This is a genomic window from Rhizobium sp. NPDC090275 (assembly GCF_044772225.1).
Lineage (GTDB): Bacteria > Pseudomonadota > Alphaproteobacteria > Rhizobiales > Rhizobiaceae > Rhizobium.
On the sequence record NZ_JBIVYL010000007.1, the window covers coordinates 40,867 to 58,812 of the forward strand.

A 17,946-nucleotide genomic window follows, 5' to 3' on the forward strand; every position below is an offset into this window, starting at 1 on the left:
GGCGTCGGACAATGTCATTGACGACATAATGAATATAATGTTTGCATATGAATGAATGCGCTGCAAGCGCCACGCATAACGGGAGGAATTATGAGCCACGGTCTGGAAGGCAAGAAGGTCGTCGTCACGGCGGCCGGTCAGGGGATCGGTCGCGCCAGCGTGGAGCGGTTCATTTCGCTCGGCGCCCATGTCTACGCCACCGACATCAACCAGGCGTCGCTTTCGACGCTCGCGGGCGCGACGACCACGGTTCTCGACGTGCTCGACGGGAACGCGGTGCGGGCCTTCGCAGAGGAGATCGGGCCGATCGACGTGCTCTTCAACTGCGCCGGCTTCGTGCATGCCGGATCGATCCTCGATTGCGAGGAAAAGGATTGGGACTTTTCCTTCAACCTCAATGCCAAGGCGATGTACACGACCTGCCGCACCTTCCTTCCCGGCATGCTCGACAAGGGCAAGGGCTCGATCGTCAACATGGCGTCCGTCGCCTCAAGCGTGAAGGGCGTGCCGAACCGCTTTGCCTATAGCGCGTCGAAGGCGGCCGTGATCGGGCTCACCAAGTCGATCGCTTCCGACTTCGTCGCGAAGGGTATCCGCGCCAACGCCATCTGCCCGGGGACCGTCGACAGCCCTTCGCTGCACGAGCGGCTGCGCGCCACCGGCGACTACGACAAGGCGCTCAGCGACTTCATCGCCCGCCAGCCGATGGGCCGCATCGCCACCGCCGAGGAGATCGCGGCACTCGTCACCTATCTCGCCGGAGACGAGGCCGGGTTCACCACAGGCCAGATCCATGTGGTCGATGGCGGCTGGACTGGCTGAGGCCATATTGCTCTTGCCGGTATCAAGCTGATATCGTTGGTGATCTCGCAGCGGCGGAGCATTTGATGGCAGAGGTTACGTCAGGCGGCAGCGGCCGTCCCCTTCGGTTGCTGCGCAAGCACGCGATCTTCGTGATCGCGGTGCTTGTCGGCCTTGCGGTCTTCTTGCTTCTGACGACGCGCGAGGTGACGGCACGCAATCTTCTGGCCGGCTGGAACGTGGCCGCGGTGATGTTCATCGTCGCCACATGGCGACGGATGCTGAAGGCGAGCGTGGCGACGATCCGCAAGCGCTCGGCCGATCTCGACTTTTCCGACTCGCTTCTGATGTTCCTGTCGATCTCGGCAGCCCTTGCCAGTATCGCCGGCATCGGGCTCGAGCTGCATCAGGTCAAGGAGGCGGCGCCCAGTGTCGCGCTCGGCCGTGCACTCGCCGCCATCGTCACCATCCTGATCTCCTGGGTCTTCCTGCACACGCTGTTTACCGTGCACTACGCGCACCGCTTCTATGGCGGCGACGACGATGGCGATGGCGTCAAGGGTGACGGGCTGAAGTTTCCCGAGGGGCTGGACGAGCCCGTCTACTGGGACTTCCTCTACTACTCCTTCACGATCGGCGTCGCCTCGCAGACGGCGGATGTGGCGACGAGTTCGACTGTCATGCGCAAGCTGACGCTGCTGCATTCGGTGCTGTCGTTTCTCTTCAATACGACCATCCTGGCGCTCGCCATCAATGTCGGCGCAAGCCTCCTTTAGAGGTAGGCGCGCGCGATAGAGCCGCTTGGCAATCTGGTGTAAGAGAGGTTTTCTTCACCTGGGGTTGTTTTGGGGGCTTCATGGGGTCGTTATCGCGCGAGAGATTGGCGGCGCTTGCCGGTTGCGATGCGGAGCAGCTGGACGCCGTGGCGCGGCTTCAGATCATCGAGGCCGGGCCGGATGGCTATGCGGCGAGCGACGTCAGCCGGCTGCGGCTGGTGCTGGCGCTGAATGCCGCCGGCATTGCGCTCGAGACGCTCGCCACCGGTCTCAGGCAACAGATCGTCTCGCTCGATTTTGCCAGCCAGCTGATGTTCGAGCCGGTCACCATGTCGGAGAGATCGCTTCCAGACGCGCTCGCCGATGCGTCGCTCGATCTCGGCCGCGTCAACGCGCTGCATTCCAGCGCCGGGCTTTCGCCGATGTCGCCGAAGCGGGCGCTGCGGGAGGATGACGAGGAGTTCATCCGGCTGATCACCGAATGCACCGGGCTCGGCGCTTCCGACGAGGGCATGCAGCGGGTGCTGAGGGTCTTCGGCCAGTCGATGCGGCGCTGCGTGGATACGATGCGCGATCTCTTCCGCGCCGAGGTGGAAGAGCCGATGCTGGCCGCCGGCCTCAGCCATCGCGAGGTGCTCGCGGCGGGCGCGGCCACGCGGCTTTCGCTGCAGCGCATCGGCATCCGCATGCTCTTCCTGCTGCAACGGCGGATGCTTGAGGAGGCCGTGTTCGACAATGTGGTCGGGCGGCTGCAGGATGCCCTGCGCGGGCTGGGTGTAGACGCCGAAGACGATCAGGCGCTGCCGGCCGTGGCCTTCGCCGATCTCACCGGTTTCACGGCACTGACGCGCGATATCGGCGATGTCAGGGCGGCCGAGAAGGCGGCGAGCTTCGAGGCGCTGGCGCAGCGTCTCGCCAATCTTGCCGGCGGGCGGATCGTCAAGCCGCTGGGTGATGGGGTGATGATGCTGTTTCCGGATGCGGAGGCCGCACTGAAGGCGTCGCTGTCGCTCGTCGCCGAGAGTGCTGCGCATCAACTGCCGGAGGTGAGAGTGGGTGTTGCGACCGGCCGGGTGGTGCCGCGCGATGGCGACATTTTCGGTCACACGGTCAATCTGGCGGCGCGGATCGCTTCGGTCGCCGCACCTTCGCAAGTGCTCGTCTGCGGCGGCACGCATGATGCCGCCACTGACGAGATTTCGGAGATGGATTTCGAGGCGCTAGAGCCGATGTCGCTCAAGGGCGTCGCCGATCCCGTATCGCTGTTTTCGGTCAAGACCGGGCTATAGGATCGGCTTCCTAGAATATTGCCTGCCCGGCCAGGAGTGCGAGCACCAGGAAGATCACGAAGATGATGAGCGCGATACCGAAGAGAACGCGCGCGATCGTCGCCGTCGCCGCGGAAATCCCGGAAAAGCCGAAGAAGCCCGCGATTAGCGAAATCACGAAAAAGATAAGAGCCCATTTCAGCATGGAGGCGTTCCTTCTAGTTGGTCCGATAGAAGACGCGCCAGAGCGAAAAAGGTTCCATATCCAATGAGATAGCGGTGACGTTTTGGGGCGTTGCGGGTTTGGCGGCGCGTTATGGCCATCAGTCAAAACCAATTAGTATTGACTAATTGATTAGTAGTTGCTATTGAATGCATATGACAGAAGCCGAGACCATCACGACAGTCATGCGCGCACTTGCCGACCCCACCCGGCGGGCGGTGTTCGAACGCATCGCCAATGCCGACGAGATCACCGTGGCGGAGCTCACCCGGAGCAGCAATGTGACCCAGGGCGCAATCTCGCAGCATGTGAAGACGTTGAAACAGGCAGGCCTCGTCAGCGAGCGGCCGGAGGGCCGCAATGTCTATTATCGGGCGCAGCCGGCCGGCCTGGAGCCGCTGGCGGATTGGATGAGCCATTACGGCGTGTTCTGGCGCGAGCGCTTTGCCGATCTGAGGGACCTCTTGAAGGAAATCGACCCATGACCGACCATGCCGACACGTCATCCATCGTCCTGGACGAGGTCTTCCCGCATAGACGGGAGATCCTCTGGAAGGCGCTGACCTCGGGCCCGCTGATCGGGCGATGGCTGATGGAGCCCAAGGGGTTCGAGGCCGTTGTCGGCAATCGCTTCACCTTCCAGACCAAGCCCGCCGGCGAATGGGACGGCACCATCCGGTGCGAGGTGCTCGAGGTCGTGGAAGGGCAGAGGCTCTCCTATGCCTGGAGGGGCGGCCACGAGAGCAACCAGGGCTACGGCTCGAAGCTGGAGACAATCGTCACCCTCACGCTTGCCGAAGCGGAAGCGGGCACGCGGTTGCGCCTGGTGCATTCGGGCTTCGTGCTGCCGAAGAACGATGCCGCCTATCGCAACATGAGCGAGGGCTGGAAGAAGGTTGTCGAGCGCCTGGACACTGTCGTCGCTGAGGAGGCGTCGCAGACGCTGCATTAAAGTCAGAGGAGGAGAATGTCATGAACGCATCCTATGCCGGCGGCTGCGCCTGCGGCGCCATTCGCTACGAGATCGCCGGCGAGCCCGTCGTCATGCTCGATTGCCAATGCCGCCAATGCCAGCGCGACAGTGGCACCGGCCACCAGTCGCACCTGACCTTCGTTGCCGCCGAGGTGACGCTGAAGGGTGAGGCATCGCAGTGGCAGAGCGTGGGCGATGGCGGTACGGTCAAGCGGCGCACCTTCTGTCCGACCTGCGGCTCGCATGTCTACCTGACATTTCCCGATATGCCGGATGTGTTCATCGTCACGCCATCCAGCCTCGACGATCCCAGCCGCTACAAGCCGCAACTGGTGGCATGGACCGCCGCCGGCCACGCCTGGGATCATCTCGATCCGGCGTTGCCGACATTCGAGGCCATGCCGCCGCGCTGACAATTCACTATCGACGAGAACGCCGCCGCTGTTGCCAACGGCGGCGTTCTCGGTCTGCATGGCATGCGTCAGCCGTGGTTGATCATCACGTGGCGGACGGCGGTGTAGTCTTCCAGTGCGTAGACCGACATGTCCTTGCCGTAGCCCGATTGCTTCAGGCCGCCATGCGGCATCTCGTTGGTGAGCATGAAGTGGGTGTTGATCCAGGTGCAGCCATATTGCAGCCGGGCGGCGGTCTTCATGCCGCGGCTGATGTCCTTGGTCCAGACCGACGAGGCCAGGCCATAGTCGCTGTCGTTGGCCCAGGTGACGGCATCCTCGACATCGGTGAAGCGGGTGACCGAGACGACCGGGCCGAAGACCTCGCGGCGGACGATCTCGTCTTCCTGCGTGGCGCCGGCAATGACTGTCGGCGTGTAGAAGAAGCCCTTTTCGCCCGAGGTCTTGCCGCCTGTGGTGATCTCCATGTGCTTGTGTTCGCCGGCGCGGGCGACGAAGCTTTCGACGCGGTCGCGCTGGCGCTTGGAGATCAGCGGGCCGATCTCGTTTTCGGCGTCGTCGGCAAGGTTGAACTTGATCGAGGAGACCGCCGAGGAGAGATCGGCCACGAACCTGTCGTAGACCTTGGCGTCGGCATAGATGCGGCAGGCGGCGGTGCAGTCCTGACCGGCATTGTAGTAACCGAATGTGCGGATGCCTGATACGACCGCGTCGATATCGGCGTCGTCGAAGACGATCACAGGGGCCTTGCCGCCGAGTTCCAGATGGGTGCGCTTGACGGTCTTTGCGGCCGCCTGCAGCACCTTCTTGCCGGTGGCGACATCGCCGGTGATCGACAGCATCGAGATTTTCGGGTGGTTGATCAGCGCATTGCCGACGCTTTCGCCGCGGCCGAGAATGACGTTGACCACGCCCTCCGGCAGGATGTCGGAGAGGAGCTTCGCCATCTTCAGCGCCGTCAGCGGCGTCTGCTCGGAAGGCTTGAAGACGACGGTGTTGCCGCCGGCAATCGCCGGCGCCAGCTTCCAGGCCATCATCATCAGCGGATAGTTCCAGGGCGCGATCGAGCCGACGATGCCGACGGCATCGCGGCGGATCATCGAGGTGTGGCCGGGCAGATATTCACCGGCGACCGGGCCATGCAGGTTGCGCACCGCGCCGGCGAAGAAGCGGTAGCAATCGACGATGGCGGGGATCTCGTCGTTCAGCACCGCGTTGATCGGCTTGCCGCAGTTCAGCGCTTCCAGCGTCGCGAAGCCTGCCGCGTCCTTCTCGATCGCGTCGGCGATTTTCAGCAGATAGCCGGCGCGCTCGCCTGGTGTCGTCTGCGACCATGCCGAGAAGGCCTTCTCGGCGGCGTCGACGGCGGCGTCGATCTGGCCGAGCGACGCTTCGGCGAGGCTCAGCACGGTTTCGCCGGTCTTCGGGTTCAGGATGTTTTCTTCGATCTCGGTGCCCGCTTCGAAGCGGGATCCAATCAGCATCGCGGTGTCCATGATGTTCTCCCTTGTTATCGATGGGGCGGGATGGGGGTATCCCGCGCTCCGGTTATTTTCCAGCTCCGGCGACCTGATCGCCGTCGCGCGTGAGGTAGTAGGCTGCCAGGATCGGCAGGAAGGTGACGAGCACGACGACCATGGCGACCACGTTGGTGACGGGGCGCTGGCGCGGGCGGATCAGCTCTTCCAGCATCCAGATCGGCAGCGTCGATTGCTGGCCGCCGGTGAAAGTAGTGACGATGACCTCGTCGAAGGAGAGCGCGAAGGCAAGCATGCCGCCGGCCAGAAGCGCCGTGCCGATATTCGGCAGGATGACGTGACGGAAGGTCTGGAAGCCATCGGCGCCGAGATCCATCGAGGCCTCGATCAGCGAGCCCTGGGTGCGGCGGAAGCGGGCGACGGCGTTGTTATAGACCACGACGACGCAGAAGGTGGCGTGGCCGAGCACGATCGTCCAGACCGAGAAGGGGATGTCGAACAGGCTGAAGGCCGAGCGCAGCGCGATGCCGGTGATGATGCCAGGCAGCGCGATCGGCAGGATGACGAGCAGCGAGATCGCCTCGCGGCCGAAGAACTTCGTCTGGCTGACGGCGGCGGCGCAGAGCGTGCCGAGCACCAGCGCGATCGCGGTGGCGATGCAGGCGACCTGCACGGAAAGCCCAAGGGCGGCCCAGACATCCGGCCGGTTCCAGGCGATGCCGAACCACTGCAGCGTCAGCCCCGGCGGCGGCCACTGGTAGCTCTTCTCCTCCGTCGTGAAGGCGTAGACGAAGATCAACAGGATCGGCAGGTGCAGGAAGAACAGCCCGCCGGCGGCGGCGATCTTGAGCGCGATCGGCGCGCGTTGGCCACGGTCAGAGCGCATCGAAGGCTCCCTGTTTCTTGGCCAGCCACAGATAGACGGCCATGATGACGATGGGGACGACGGAGAAGGCGGCAGCCAGCGGCACGTTGCCGGCCGTTCCCTGCTGCGCATAGACCGCCTGGCCGATGAAAAGGCGCGAGGAGCCGATGATCTGCGGGATGATGTAATCGCCGAGCGTCAGCGAGAAGGTGAAGATCGAGCCGGCGACGATGCCGGGCAGAGCCAGCGGAAAGAGCACGGTGCGGAAGGTCTGGCCGGGCGTGGCGCCGAGATCCGACGAGGCCTCGATCAGGTTGCCCTGGACACGTTCGAGCGCTGCCTGCGTCGGCAGGATCATGTAGGGCAGCCAGACATAGACGAAGACGAGGAAGGTGCCGATATAGCTCACCGACAGCGAGTTGCCGCCGATGACGGGCAGCGCCAGCACGCCGTCGAGCAGCCAGGCCAAATGCAGCTTGGCGAAGAACCAGGTGAGGATACCCTCCTTGGCGAGGATCAGCTTCCAGGCGTAGATCTTGACCAGATAGCTTGACCAGAGCGGCAGCATGACGCCGAGATAGAAGAGCGCCTTCCATTTTCCCTTGGCGTAACGGGCGGCGTAATAGGCGATCGGGAAGGCGACGACGGCGGAGGCGAGCGTCACCAGTGCCGCCATCAGCACCGTTCTGACGATGATGTCGAAATTGGTCGGCGACAGCAGCTGCGCATAGGTCGCCAGCGTGAATTCGTAGTTCACCAGGCCGGAGAAATCGTCGATCGAAAAGAAGCTCTGCAGCAGAAGTGCCAGGAGCGAGCCGATATAGATGATGCCGAGCCAGAGCAGCGGCGGCGTCAGCATCAGGAAGAGCAGCAGCTTGGGGCGGCGCCAGAACATGTCGGACATCCGGCCGAAGAAGCCGCCGCGTCCGGGTAGGATCGAGGTCGCCGTCTCCTCGTGGGTGAGCGCGATCGCGGTCATGCGGCGTCGTCCATGTAGTGCACGTCGACGGGCTGCCACGACAGGCGGACATCGGCGCCGACTTCGGGGACGACGACGCCGGCGGGCAGCATGACATGCAGGCGCGTGCCTCTGGCCGCAACGGTGAGCCGCGTGGCGGCGCCGAGGAAGCTGGCGTTTTCGACACGGGATTCGACGCCGTCGCCGGTGATGCGGATCGCTTCGGGGCGCAGGCTCGCCCAGCGCTTCTCGCCGCCGAGCGCGGTCATCAGGTCGGGGGCGATCACATTGGAGGAGCCGACGAAATCGGCGACGAAGCGCGTCTTCGGCCTGTTATAGATATCCTGCGGCGTGCCCTCCTGCACGATGCCGCCATCGTTGAAGACGGCGACGCGGTCGGCCATGGAGAGTGCTTCGCCCTGGTCGTGGGTGACAAAGACGAAGGTGATGCCCAGCGCCCGCTGCAGGCCCTTCAGCTCCTCCTGCATCTGCTCGCGCAGCTTCAGGTCCAGCGCGCCAAGCGGTTCGTCGAGCAACAGCACGCGCGGTTTGTTGACCAGCGCCCGGGCAAGCGCCACGCGCTGCCTCTGGCCGCCGGAGAGCTGTCCGGGTTTGCGGGCGCCGTAGCCGGGGAGCTTCACCAGCTCCAGCGCCTGTTCGGCGGCCTTGGCACGCTCCATTTTGCCGACGCCCTTGACCATCAGCCCGTAGGCGACGTTGTCGAGGATGTTGAGGTGCGGGAAGAGCGCGTAGTCCTGGAAGACGGTGTTGACGTTGCGCCTATAGGGCGGCACGCCCTCGGCGGTCTCGCCGAAAATCTCGATATGCCCCGCCGTCGGTTGTTCGAAGCCCGCGATCAGTCTCAGGCAGGTGGTCTTGCCCGAACCCGACGGCCCCAGCATGGCGAAGAACTCGCCAGGCGCGATCTCAAGATCGACGCCATCGACGGCGCGAACGGCGCCGAAATGGCGGGAGACCTTCTGGAAACGGACGGCGGGTGTCATTTTGGGGGCTCCGATCTGATGTACTCTGGGTGTGCGGGGAATTAAGACCCCACCCCAAACCCCTCCCCACAAGGGGGAGGGGCTTAACTTGGTGCACCCTCTGCGGCCATTCCGAGTCTACAGGGCTGGGCGAGGCGTTGCCGCTCTAGCCCCTCCCCCCTTGTGGGGAGGGGTTGGGGAGGGGACTTGCCACAAGCCGCGAGGGCTGCGGGGAGCTGTTACCGCCCGCCAATCACGCCGATATAATCCGACACCCAGCGGTGATAGGGCACGCACTCGCCCTGTTCGCACTTGGCGGTGGGCGTGCGCCAGAACTTGATCTTGTCGAAGTGATCATAGCCATTGGTGGCGCAGCCGGTGTCGGTCATCAACTCGTTGCCCTTGCAGGCCGCCGGAACCGAGGGGACGGCGCCGAACCAGGCCGCGGCGTCGCCCTGGACCTTGGCGGACAGCGAATGCTCCATCCACATATAGGCGCAGTTCGGGTGCTCGCTGTCGGCGTGCAGCATGGTCGTGTCAGCCCAGCCAGTGACGCCCTCTTCGGGGAAGGTGGAGGCGATCTTCTGCTTGTCCGCCTGCATCAGGTTGACCTGGAAGGGCCAGGAGCCGGAAGCGACGACGCCTTCGTTCTTGAAATCGTCGATCTGGATCATCGCGTCGTGCCAATAGCGCGAGACGAGCTTGCGCTGGCCGCGCAAGAGATCGAGGGCGGCCTTGTACTGGTCTTCGTTGAGCTCGTAGGGGTTCTTGATGTTGAGTTCCGGCTTGTGGGCCATGAGATAAAGCGCGGCATCGGCGATGTAGATCGGGCCGTCATACGCCTGGACGCGGCCCTTGTTGGACTTGCCGTCGGGCAGCGTCTCTTCCTCGAAGACCACCTTCCAGCTCTTCGGCGCTTCGCCCTTGAAGGCGTCGGTGTTGTACATCAGGACATTAGGTCCCCAGAGATAGGGAACGCCGTAATGGACGCCTGATACCGTGTACCAGGGCGCGTCCTGCAGGCGCTTGTCGACGTTCTTGAAGCTCGGGATGAGATCGGTGTTGATCGGCTGGACGCGCTTGCCGGCCACGAGGCGCAGCGAGGCGTCGCCGGAGGCGGTGACGAGGTCGAAGCCGCCTTCGTTCATCAGCGATACCATTTCATCGGAGGTGGCGGCGGTCTTGACCGAAACCTTGCAGCCGGTCTCTTTTTCGAAGCCGGTGACCCAGTCGTAATTCTTGTCGCTTTCGCCGCGCTCGATATAGCCGGCCCAGGCCACGATGCTGACGGCGCCTTCGCCCTTGCCCAATTCCTTCAGCGGCTCGGCCGCCACGACCTGCGTCACGAAGCTCAGGGTCGCAAGCGCAGCCGTGCACGATTTCAGAAGATATTTCATCTGATGTCTCCCGGTTTTGGTGCCACTTCGTGGCGTTTTGTTCCCGGCAGAAAAGGTGACGCGAAAAAGCCGCTTTCGCAAATTCATTTATCAGAATGGCGTTATCGGAATTTCCGATATCAGGCTTTGCTAGCGTGCTCGTCCGCTTCTCATTGCTTCAGCAATGCCGACGAAATCCCTTGCGGCCTGCGGCAGGCTCGAGCCCTTGCGCCAGACCATGCCGACCTGGACGACCGGAAGCGAGCCGGAGACATCGCGGCTTTCAATGCGGTCGCCTTCCAGCGACCATGGGCGGTAGACGAGATCGGGGAGCAGCGCCACGCCGGCGCCGGTTGCGACCAGACTGCGCACGGCCTCGACGGAGCGGGTGCGGAAGGCGACGTGCGGGCGGGCGCCGAGGGCCGAGAGCAGCTTGCCGGTGTTTTCCTCGATTTCGTCGACGGTCAGCATGATCAGCGGTTCGCGAGCGATGTCGGCGATCGAGATGATGTCGGCGGACACAAGCGGGTGGCCCATGGGGAGCCAGAGGCGGTAGGGCGAGGTTTCCAGGATTTCGGCCTGCAGCGCCATGCGGTCGCGCAGGTTGGAGATGACCATGACCGCGACATCGAGCTCGCCGCCGACCAGCAGATGTTCGAGATAGCCGCCATTGTCCTCGATGGCCGAGACCTCGACGCCGGGGCAGGCGCGGCGATAGCGGGCGAGCAGGTCGGAGAGCACGTAGCCGGCGACGAGCGAGGTGACGCCGATGTTGAGCGTGCCCGAGGGCTGGTTGCTGTTGTTAGAAAAGCTGGCGCGGGCATCGGAGACGCTGGCCAGGATCTTGGTGGCGTGGCGCAGGAACTGGTGGCCGTTATGAGTGATTGTAAGCCCGCGCGGATGGCGATCGAAAAGCTCGACGCCGAGATCCGTCTCCAGCTCCTTCAGCGCTTCCGTAACCGAGGATTGCGAGATCGACAGGTTCTGCGCGGCCCGCGTGATCGAGCCCTGCTCGGCCACTGCAATGAAGTATTGAATCTGGCGAAGCGTGAAGGCCATGGCATCTTAGAGCATGGCGCCCGAGGCCATTGCAAGCGTGCACCATGCTGGACCTTTTTTGGGATAAGTCTCTTTGTGGCACAAACTTCTTGCCCGCATTTAAGTATTCCGAAACGTCATTTCTCTAGCGTCCAGACCAGTTTATTGCGTTGGAGTGACTTGATGGCGGAGCAGTTGGCGTGAAGGCCTTACTGCGCATCTTCCGGCCTTCCCGGAAATTGGTGCTGATCATCGGCGGAATTGCCCTTCTCGGGGGCGTTTCCGGCGGCGCAGCGCTGTATATCGGCAAGGACACCCTGCTCGGTCCTCCCGCGGAGACCGTGAACGGCGCCGCATGCACCGACGTCAATCTCGTCACCATCAAGAAGCAGAAGCGGGTCTGGATCCGCAAGTATATCAAGACCGAGCCGACCGACGGCATGACCCGCGTCAAGACGGCGCTGAGAGTAGCCAAGGCCGTCTATGACGCGCAGAAGCCGGATCTGGTGCAGGTCGTGGTGCTCGACGCCAACGGGCCGACGCTGCGCTCCGATATCCGCGGTCGGGCGATCGGCGCTGACGTCGTCTATATCCCGCATCCCGATCCGATCGTCGAAAGCATCGAGGGCAACAAGACCTATACCGCCCGCTACTACGACGGCACGGCGGCCGCCAACGGCCTGTTCTTCGGCGAACGCGTCGACCTGCCCGAAGACGAGATCACAACGCTAAACGCATCGTTCAAGGACGTGTCCGACTGTATCGACCCTATCGCGGTTGCTGCGACCGAGGGCGGCGAGGGCAAGCCAGTTGCCAAGGGCGAAGGCGCGAAGCCGGCCGAGGGAGGACACGGCGCTGCACCGGCCGAAGGTGAGGCGGCCCCGGCGGCGGCGCCTTCAGGCGGGCATTGATTGATTGGTTGGTCGGCGGGGCCTTCCCGTCCGACAATTGCGAACAACGCGTCGGTATTTCATTAGCGGAAACACAAACAAAAAAGGCGGCCAACCCTTCCGGGTTGCCGCCTTTTCTTGTGTCCGTAACCGTCCTTAGTCAGCCTTGGCCTTGCGGGCCGGGAAGAGGATGACGTCGCGGATCGAGGGGGCGTTGGTCAAGAGCATGGTCAGGCGGTCGACGCCGATGCCCAGACCACCTGCGGGCGGCATGCCCTGGTCGATGGCGTCGAGGAATTCGTCGTCCAGCTGCTTGTCCTTTTCGCCGCGGGCATGGGCCTGCTCGAGCTGCTCGACCATGCGGCGGCGCTGTTCTTCCGGATCGTTGAGTTCCGAGAAGGCGTTGCCCAGTTCCCAGGCGTTGCAATAGGTCTCGAAGCGCTCGACGAGGCGCGGCTCGCCCGGCACTTCCTTGGCGAAGGGCGAGATGTCCTTCGGGAAGTGGGTGACGTGGCTCGGCTGGATCAGCGTGCCCTCGACCTTTTCCTCGAAGATGAAGGCGAGGCATTCGCCCCAGGTCCAGTCCTTCTCGACCTCGAAGCCGGCGGCCTTGGCGGCGGCGCGGGCTTCCTCGTCGGTCTTCATCGCGAGGAAATCGATGCCGGTCGCTTCCTTGACCGCGTCAGGCATGGGGACGCGCTTGAACGGGCCCTTGAAGGAGATCTGCTTGTCGCCGAAGGGAAATTCCGTCGTGCCGTGAACCTGCAGCGCCAGCTTTTCGAACAGGCGCTCGACGAGGTCCATGATGTCCTCGTAATCGGCATAGGCCCAGTAGCACTCCATCATGGTGAACTCGGGATTGTGCCTTGTGGAGACGCCTTCGTTGCGGAAGTTGCGGTTGATCTCGAAGACCTTGTCGGTCAGGCCCGAGACCAGCGTGCGCTTCAGGAAGAGCTCGGGCGCGATGCGCAGGTACATGTCCTGCTTCAGTGTGTTGTGGTGCGTCTTGAACGGATCGGCCGTCGCGCCGCCATAGACCGAGTGCAGCATCGGCGTCTCGACTTCCATGAAGCCGTCGTCTTCCATGAAGCGGCGGATGCCGGAGAGGATCTTCGAGCGCTGCTGGAAGCGGAGCTTGGATTCGTCGTTGCTCATGATGTCGAGGTGGCGCTTGCGATAGCGGATCTCGATATCGGCGATGCCGTTCCACTTCTCCGGCATGGGGAGAAGCGACTTGGTGAGCATGGTGATCTCTTGCGCGTTGATCGACAGCTCGCCGCGCTTGGTGCGGCGCACGGTGCCGGTCACCCCGATGATGTCGCCGATGTCGATCATGGCGAGCATCTCGCGGGCGGCTTCCGGCGTCACGTCCTTGTGGCTGAAGATCTGGATCTTGCCGCCGGCGTCATGGATATCCATGAACATGCCGGAGTTGCGCGAGGAATAGACGCGGCCGGCAACGGTGACGACATCCGTCGTCTCGATGTCGGATTCCAGATCCTTGTACTTCTCGGCCAGCTCGGCATTGGTGATGGTGCGGTGGAAATGCGCCGGATAGACGTCGCCGATCTTTTCGCGCAGCAGCTTCAGCTTCTGGGCGCGAACCTCAGTCGCGTCGGAGGAGAGGGTGGCGGTTTCGGTCTTTTCGGTCATGTCATTTGCCTTTTTCGGGCTGTGTTCGTTGCGGTTACCCCCCTCTGTCCTGCCGGACATCTCCCCCACAAGGGGGGAGATTGGCTGGGCTCACCCGATCGCCTACGCTCAATGCTTGGCGTAGACCGGACCGCTGGTCGATCTCCCCACTTGTGGGGGAGATGCCCGGCAGGGCAGAGGGGGGTACTTCAGAATGCCGACGTTAACGCCGGCACCTTCTTGTCAAATTACTTCGGCCCCACCAGCGAGGCCACGGCCTGCGCGGCCAGTTTCAGGCGCTGGCGGACGACCGAGCGGCCGAGGATGGCCATCGAGTCAAACAGCGGCAGCGAGCGCGACGAGCCGGAGACGGCGACGAAGAGCGGGGCGACGATGACCTTGAGCTTCTTGCCCATACGGTCGCCGATGGCGCGCAGTTCGGCTTCGATGGATTCGACGTTCCACTCGAGGATCTTTTCCAGATCCGGCTGCACCGTGTTCAGGATCTCGAGGATTTCTTCCGGCGGCGACTTGATCTTGGCGAAGGCGGACGGATCGAGATTGAGGTCCGACTTCAGGAGGAAGCCCATCAGCTCCGGCAGTTCGCCGAGCTTGGAGATGCGCGACTGCGACAGCGCCATGCCGGCCTTCAGGCGATCGTTCTCCATCGCCCAGGTGAGAACGCGGCTCTGGAACTCTTCTTCAGACATCTTCTCGCGGATCCACCGGCCGTTCAGCCAGTCGAGCTTCTGGATGTCGAAGATGGCGCCGGCCTTGGAGAGGTTTTCCGGATCGAACTTGCCGGCCAGTTCCTCGATGTCGAGCAGTTCCTCGCCTTCGGCGATCTGCACGAAGAACAGGCCGAGGAAGTTCATCAGCGCTTCTGGGATATAGCCGAGCGCGGAGTAATAGCTGATCGAGGTCGGGTTCTTGCGCTTCGAGAGCTTCGACTTGTCGGCATTTCTCATCAGCGAGAGATGCATAAAGACAGGCTGTTCCCACTCGAAATAGCGATAGAGCAGGATGTGCTTCGGCACGGATGCCAGCCACTCCTCGCCGCGGGCGACGTGGGTGATCTTCATCAGATGGTCGTCGATGACGTTTGCCATGTGATAGGTCGGCATGCCGTCGCCCTTGATCAGGACCTGCATGTCGACCGAATCCCACGGGATCGAGACATCACCGTAGACGCCGTCGGTGAAGTCGCAGGAGCCCTCGGTCGGGATCTTCATGCGGATGACGGAGCTTTCGCCGGATGCCAGCTTGGCGGAGACTTCCTCGGCGGAATACTTCAGGCAGAGACCGTCATACTTCGGCGGCTTGCCGGAGGCGCGCTGGGCCTCGCGCATTTCGGTCAGGCGCTCGGGCGTGCAGAAGCAGCGGAAGGCATGGCCCTTGTCCAGCAGCTCCTGGGCGTAGGGCTGGTACATGTCCTTGCGGTCGGACTGGCGATAGGGGCCGTAGGGGCCGCCGATATCGGGGCCTTCGGACCATTCCAGGCCGCACCACTTCAGCGCGTCGAGCACCTTGGTCTCGAATTCGGGCGTCGAGCGCGTGGCATCGGTATCTTCGATACGCAGGATGAACTCGCCGCCGTGCTTCTTGGCGAAGAGATAGTTGAAGAGTGCGATGTATGCGGTGCCGACATGCGGCTCGCCGGTTGGCGAGGGAGCAATGCGGACGCGGACGCCGGAAGCTGTCATTTTATGTGCCCGTCAAATAAATGCCGGACGGCTTTCTGAGGGAAAGCAACGCTCGGCCTGAAGAATGCAGATAACTGGATCAGGAAACCGGCCGGAAAAGGGCATTTCGCCCGCTTGTCCGGCCAATTGTCCGTTTGGCTGGCTTTAAGGCCATATTCGGCTGCACACGTCAAGGAAAATGCCGTCCGCGCCGTCGGTTGCGCCAGTTCGGCACGCCCATCCAGTCACGTCTCAGGTAACCGGCCAGACCCAGAGCAGCAGCGGCACGCTGACCAGGATGATCAGGAAGGAGAGCGGCAGGCCGAGGCGGGGGTAATCGCTGAAGCGATAGCCGCCGGGGCCGAAGACCAGCGTGTTGCACTGGTGACCGATCGGGGTCAGGAAATCGCAGCCGGCACCGATCGCCACCGCCATCAGGAAGGCGTCGGGCTTGTAGCCGAGCGTCTGGGCGAAGCTTGCGGCAATGGGCGCCATGACGAGCACGGTGGCGGCGTTGTTGAGGAAGGGCGTCACGGCCATGGCGGTGATCAGGATCAGCGCCAGCGCGCCGTAATGCGGCATCTGGGCTGCGAGATGGCCGAGCCAGCCGGCGATCAGCTCGCTTCCTCCCGTGGTTCTCAATGTGTCTGAGACCGGGATAAGCGTCGCGAGCATGATCAGGATCGGCGCGTCGAGCGCCTTGTAGACATCGACCAGCGGGATGACGCGGAAGACGACCATGGCGAGCGCCGCGCAGAAGAAGGACGTCGCGACGGGGACGACGCCGGTGGCGGTCGCGGCCATGGCGGCGAGCAGGATGAGGAGCGGCAGATAGGCACGACGCGAGGTGCCGAGCATGATGTCGCGCTGGGCGAGCGGCAGGCAGGCGAATTCCTGCAGGAAGGCGGGCAGGTTGCGGCGGTTGCCCTGCAGCACCAGCACGTCGCCGGCGCGCAGACGAACTTCGCTCAGGCGCTCGTTCAGCCGGTGGCCCTTGCGGGAGACGGCGAGAAGATTGACGCTGCGGCGGTTCGAGAGCGACAGCTGCCGCGCCGACCAGCCGACCAGCTGTGATTCCGAGGCGACGATCGCTTCGATCGAGATGAGGTCGTTGCGCTCGGCGGGATCGGCGATCGGCTTGCCGGAGAGTTTCAGCTTGGCGTTGGAAACGATGCGGTCGAGCGCATCGGGGCTGCCCTCGAGCAGCAGCGTGTCGCCGCTTCTGAGTTCCACGTCGGGGAAGGGCGAGAGGCGGGTGTGGCCGCGCAGGATCGCGGTCGCCACGGCGTCACCGTCGCCGAGCTTGATGAGATCGCTGAGCGGCTTGCCCTCGACGGTCGATTCCTCTGCCACCGTGGCTTCGGAGAAGTAGGCCTTGGCGTCGAGCGCTTCCTCGAGCGAGGGGTTCTCATTCTTTCGCTCAGGGACCAGCCAGTGGAAGAAGATCAGGAAGACGACGCCAACCAGCGCCAGCGTGGCGCCGACGGGGGTGAAGTCGAACATGGTGAACGGCGTGCCGGTGATCTCGCCGCGCAGGCGCGAGACGACGATGTTGGGCGAGGTGCCGATCTGCGTCATCAGGCCGCCGAGGAGGGCCGCGAAGCTCATCGGCATCAGGTAGAGCGAGGGCGACTTGCCGCTCTTGCGGGCGAACTGGAAGGCGACGGGAATCATGATCGCCAGCGCACCGATATTCTTGATGAAGGCGGAGAGGACGGCGACGACGATCAGCAGCAGCGCAAGCTGCGTGTGCAGCGTGTCGAGATTGGGGAAGAAGCGCTTGATCGCGGTATCGACGATGCCGGAGCGGGCGACGCCGGCGCTGACGACGAGCGCGCTGCCGACGATGATGACGATATCGTCGCTGAAGCCGGAGAAGGCCTTGTCGAAGGGCACGAGGCCGACGGCGATCGCCAGAACCAGCGCGCAGCAGGCGACGAGATCGTAGCGAAAGCGGTCCCAGATGAAGACCGCCATCATCAGGCCAATGACGCCGAAGGCGAGAATCTGCTGTGTTGTCATGCGTTTCCGGGAATAGAGATCGGAAGCCGGGAGATTTCCCGACCTTCGCGGATAACTGTGCCGCGCGCGATCTACTTCAATGGCTTAGGGCGGGCAAAATTCATGCGGCGTGCAGCCGCTGGGTATCGTTCGCATTGAGATTTCGGTCGCGGCCGGTATATGGACGCTGATGGGCGGACGGCGCCGCCGAGGAGTGAGCATGGGTAACGAGACGCGCAAGGGCGCAGCTAGCGGCAAGCGTCCGGATGAGAAGGCGCCCGATACGCTTGCGCTCCTGAAAGCGATCGCGGATAGCCCGCGGCGCGACAACTCCAGCTATCACGACGCCATGGCGCAGGCGCGCCAGGCATTCGAGGCGGCGGAGGCGGCCATCGGCGGTCCCGTCAGGGTCAAGACGAAGATCAAGACCAAGCGCAACGGCGACTATGTCGTGAAATGGACCTTCAAGCCGGCTAAATGATCGCCGTCAGGCGGAGCCGGGCGTGAAGCCGAAATAATAGACCATGGCCATGACCACGGCGACAGTGAAGATGATGGCGACGAACCGCGTCATGCCGCGGCGGGCTTT

General features: G+C 63.4%; 18 protein-coding genes. 8 read left to right on the top strand and 10 right to left on the bottom strand.

What is annotated here, in order from left to right:
- Positions 1-90 precede the first annotated feature (90 nt).
- From ACIQUB_RS18400 to ACIQUB_RS18410, 3 genes are all read left to right on the top strand, one after another.
- Positions 91-822 carry an SDR family oxidoreductase gene (locus ACIQUB_RS18400; RefSeq protein WP_113239348.1) on the top strand — a complete coding sequence of 244 codons (732 nt, stop codon included), beginning with the start codon at positions 91-93 and terminating at the stop codon, positions 820-822.
- Between the two features lie 65 nt (positions 823-887).
- On the top strand, positions 888-1,577 hold the full coding sequence (locus ACIQUB_RS18405; protein WP_026283635.1) for a DUF1345 domain-containing protein: 690 nt from the start codon (positions 888-890) through the stop codon (positions 1,575-1,577).
- A gap of 80 nt (positions 1,578-1,657) precedes the next feature.
- Entirely contained in the window at positions 1,658-2,866 is a 1,209-nt protein-coding gene (locus ACIQUB_RS18410) for an adenylate/guanylate cyclase domain-containing protein (protein ID WP_402931255.1), read from the top strand.
- A 10-nt stretch (positions 2,867-2,876) separates the two neighbouring features.
- Here the strand turns inward: ACIQUB_RS18410 and ACIQUB_RS18415 are convergent, their stop codons facing one another.
- Entirely contained in the window at positions 2,877-3,050 is a 174-nt protein-coding gene (locus ACIQUB_RS18415; protein WP_018902004.1) for a DUF1328 domain-containing protein, read from the bottom strand.
- A 173-nt stretch (positions 3,051-3,223) separates the two neighbouring features.
- Here ACIQUB_RS18415 and ACIQUB_RS18420 point away from each other — a divergent pair, with 173 nt between their 5' ends.
- From ACIQUB_RS18420 to ACIQUB_RS18430, 3 genes are read left to right on the top strand one after another with little or no spacing between them, the layout of a single operon-like run.
- Positions 3,224-3,553 (top strand): metalloregulator ArsR/SmtB family transcription factor, encoded by a 330-nt coding sequence (locus ACIQUB_RS18420; RefSeq protein ID WP_113239346.1) that lies wholly within the window; start codon positions 3,224-3,226, stop codon positions 3,551-3,553.
- Positions 3,550-4,020: an SRPBCC domain-containing protein gene (locus ACIQUB_RS18425; protein ID WP_113239345.1), complete on the top strand. Its 471-nt coding sequence runs from the start codon at positions 3,550-3,552 to the stop codon at positions 4,018-4,020. The genes ACIQUB_RS18420 and ACIQUB_RS18425 overlap by 4 nt, the downstream gene beginning before the upstream one ends.
- Positions 4,021-4,040: 20 nt before the next feature.
- Positions 4,041-4,454, top strand: a complete 414-nt coding sequence (locus ACIQUB_RS18430; RefSeq protein ID WP_113239344.1) for a GFA family protein — start codon at positions 4,041-4,043, stop codon at positions 4,452-4,454.
- Between the two features lie 68 nt (positions 4,455-4,522).
- Here ACIQUB_RS18430 and ACIQUB_RS18435 read toward each other — a convergent pair whose 3' ends face one another.
- The 6 genes from ACIQUB_RS18435 to ACIQUB_RS18460 form a co-directional block, all read right to left on the bottom strand.
- Positions 4,523-5,950, bottom strand: a complete 1,428-nt coding sequence (locus tag ACIQUB_RS18435) for a gamma-aminobutyraldehyde dehydrogenase (protein ID WP_113239343.1) — start codon at positions 5,948-5,950, stop codon at positions 4,523-4,525.
- Between the two features lie 52 nt (positions 5,951-6,002).
- Positions 6,003-6,818: an ABC transporter permease gene (locus tag ACIQUB_RS18440; protein ID WP_113239342.1), complete on the bottom strand. Its 816-nt coding sequence runs from the start codon at positions 6,816-6,818 to the stop codon at positions 6,003-6,005.
- Positions 6,808-7,776: an ABC transporter permease gene (locus tag ACIQUB_RS18445; RefSeq protein WP_113239341.1), complete on the bottom strand. Its 969-nt coding sequence runs from the start codon at positions 7,774-7,776 to the stop codon at positions 6,808-6,810. Before ACIQUB_RS18445 ends, ACIQUB_RS18440 begins: the two co-directional genes overlap by 11 nt.
- Positions 7,773-8,759 carry an ABC transporter ATP-binding protein gene (locus ACIQUB_RS18450; RefSeq protein WP_113239340.1) on the bottom strand — a complete coding sequence of 329 codons (987 nt, stop codon included), beginning with the start codon at positions 8,757-8,759 and terminating at the stop codon, positions 7,773-7,775. Before ACIQUB_RS18450 ends, ACIQUB_RS18445 begins: the two co-directional genes overlap by 4 nt.
- A gap of 218 nt (positions 8,760-8,977) precedes the next feature.
- Positions 8,978-10,135 (bottom strand): ABC transporter substrate-binding protein, encoded by a 1,158-nt coding sequence (locus ACIQUB_RS18455; protein WP_047509745.1) that lies wholly within the window; start codon positions 10,133-10,135, stop codon positions 8,978-8,980.
- A gap of 129 nt (positions 10,136-10,264) precedes the next feature.
- Entirely contained in the window at positions 10,265-11,173 is a 909-nt protein-coding gene (locus tag ACIQUB_RS18460; protein ID WP_113239339.1) for a LysR family transcriptional regulator, read from the bottom strand.
- A 179-nt stretch (positions 11,174-11,352) separates the two neighbouring features.
- Here ACIQUB_RS18460 and ACIQUB_RS18465 point away from each other — a divergent pair, with 179 nt between their 5' ends.
- Positions 11,353-12,063: a hypothetical protein gene (locus ACIQUB_RS18465; RefSeq protein WP_113239338.1), complete on the top strand. Its 711-nt coding sequence runs from the start codon at positions 11,353-11,355 to the stop codon at positions 12,061-12,063.
- Between the two features lie 135 nt (positions 12,064-12,198).
- On the opposite strand, the gene lysS is transcribed toward ACIQUB_RS18465, so the two are convergent.
- The 3 genes from lysS to ACIQUB_RS18480 all read right to left on the bottom strand — a co-directional run bounded on the left by lysS (position 12,199) and on the right by ACIQUB_RS18480 (position 17,378).
- Positions 12,199-13,695, bottom strand: coding sequence for a lysine--tRNA ligase (gene lysS, locus ACIQUB_RS18470; RefSeq protein WP_113239337.1), 1,497 nt, complete (start codon positions 13,693-13,695; stop codon positions 12,199-12,201).
- A gap of 227 nt (positions 13,696-13,922) precedes the next feature.
- Positions 13,923-15,377, bottom strand: a complete 1,455-nt coding sequence (gene gltX, locus ACIQUB_RS18475) for a glutamate--tRNA ligase (protein WP_037179559.1) — start codon at positions 15,375-15,377, stop codon at positions 13,923-13,925.
- Between the two features lie 231 nt (positions 15,378-15,608).
- Positions 15,609-17,378 carry an SLC13 family permease gene (locus ACIQUB_RS18480; RefSeq protein WP_113239151.1) on the bottom strand — a complete coding sequence of 590 codons (1,770 nt, stop codon included), beginning with the start codon at positions 17,376-17,378 and terminating at the stop codon, positions 15,609-15,611.
- A gap of 199 nt (positions 17,379-17,577) precedes the next feature.
- On the opposite strand from ACIQUB_RS18480, the gene ACIQUB_RS18485 reads away from it, so the two are divergent.
- Positions 17,578-17,838: a hypothetical protein gene (locus ACIQUB_RS18485; protein WP_245206306.1), complete on the top strand. Its 261-nt coding sequence runs from the start codon at positions 17,578-17,580 to the stop codon at positions 17,836-17,838.
- Positions 17,839-17,946: the final 108 nt, after the last annotated feature.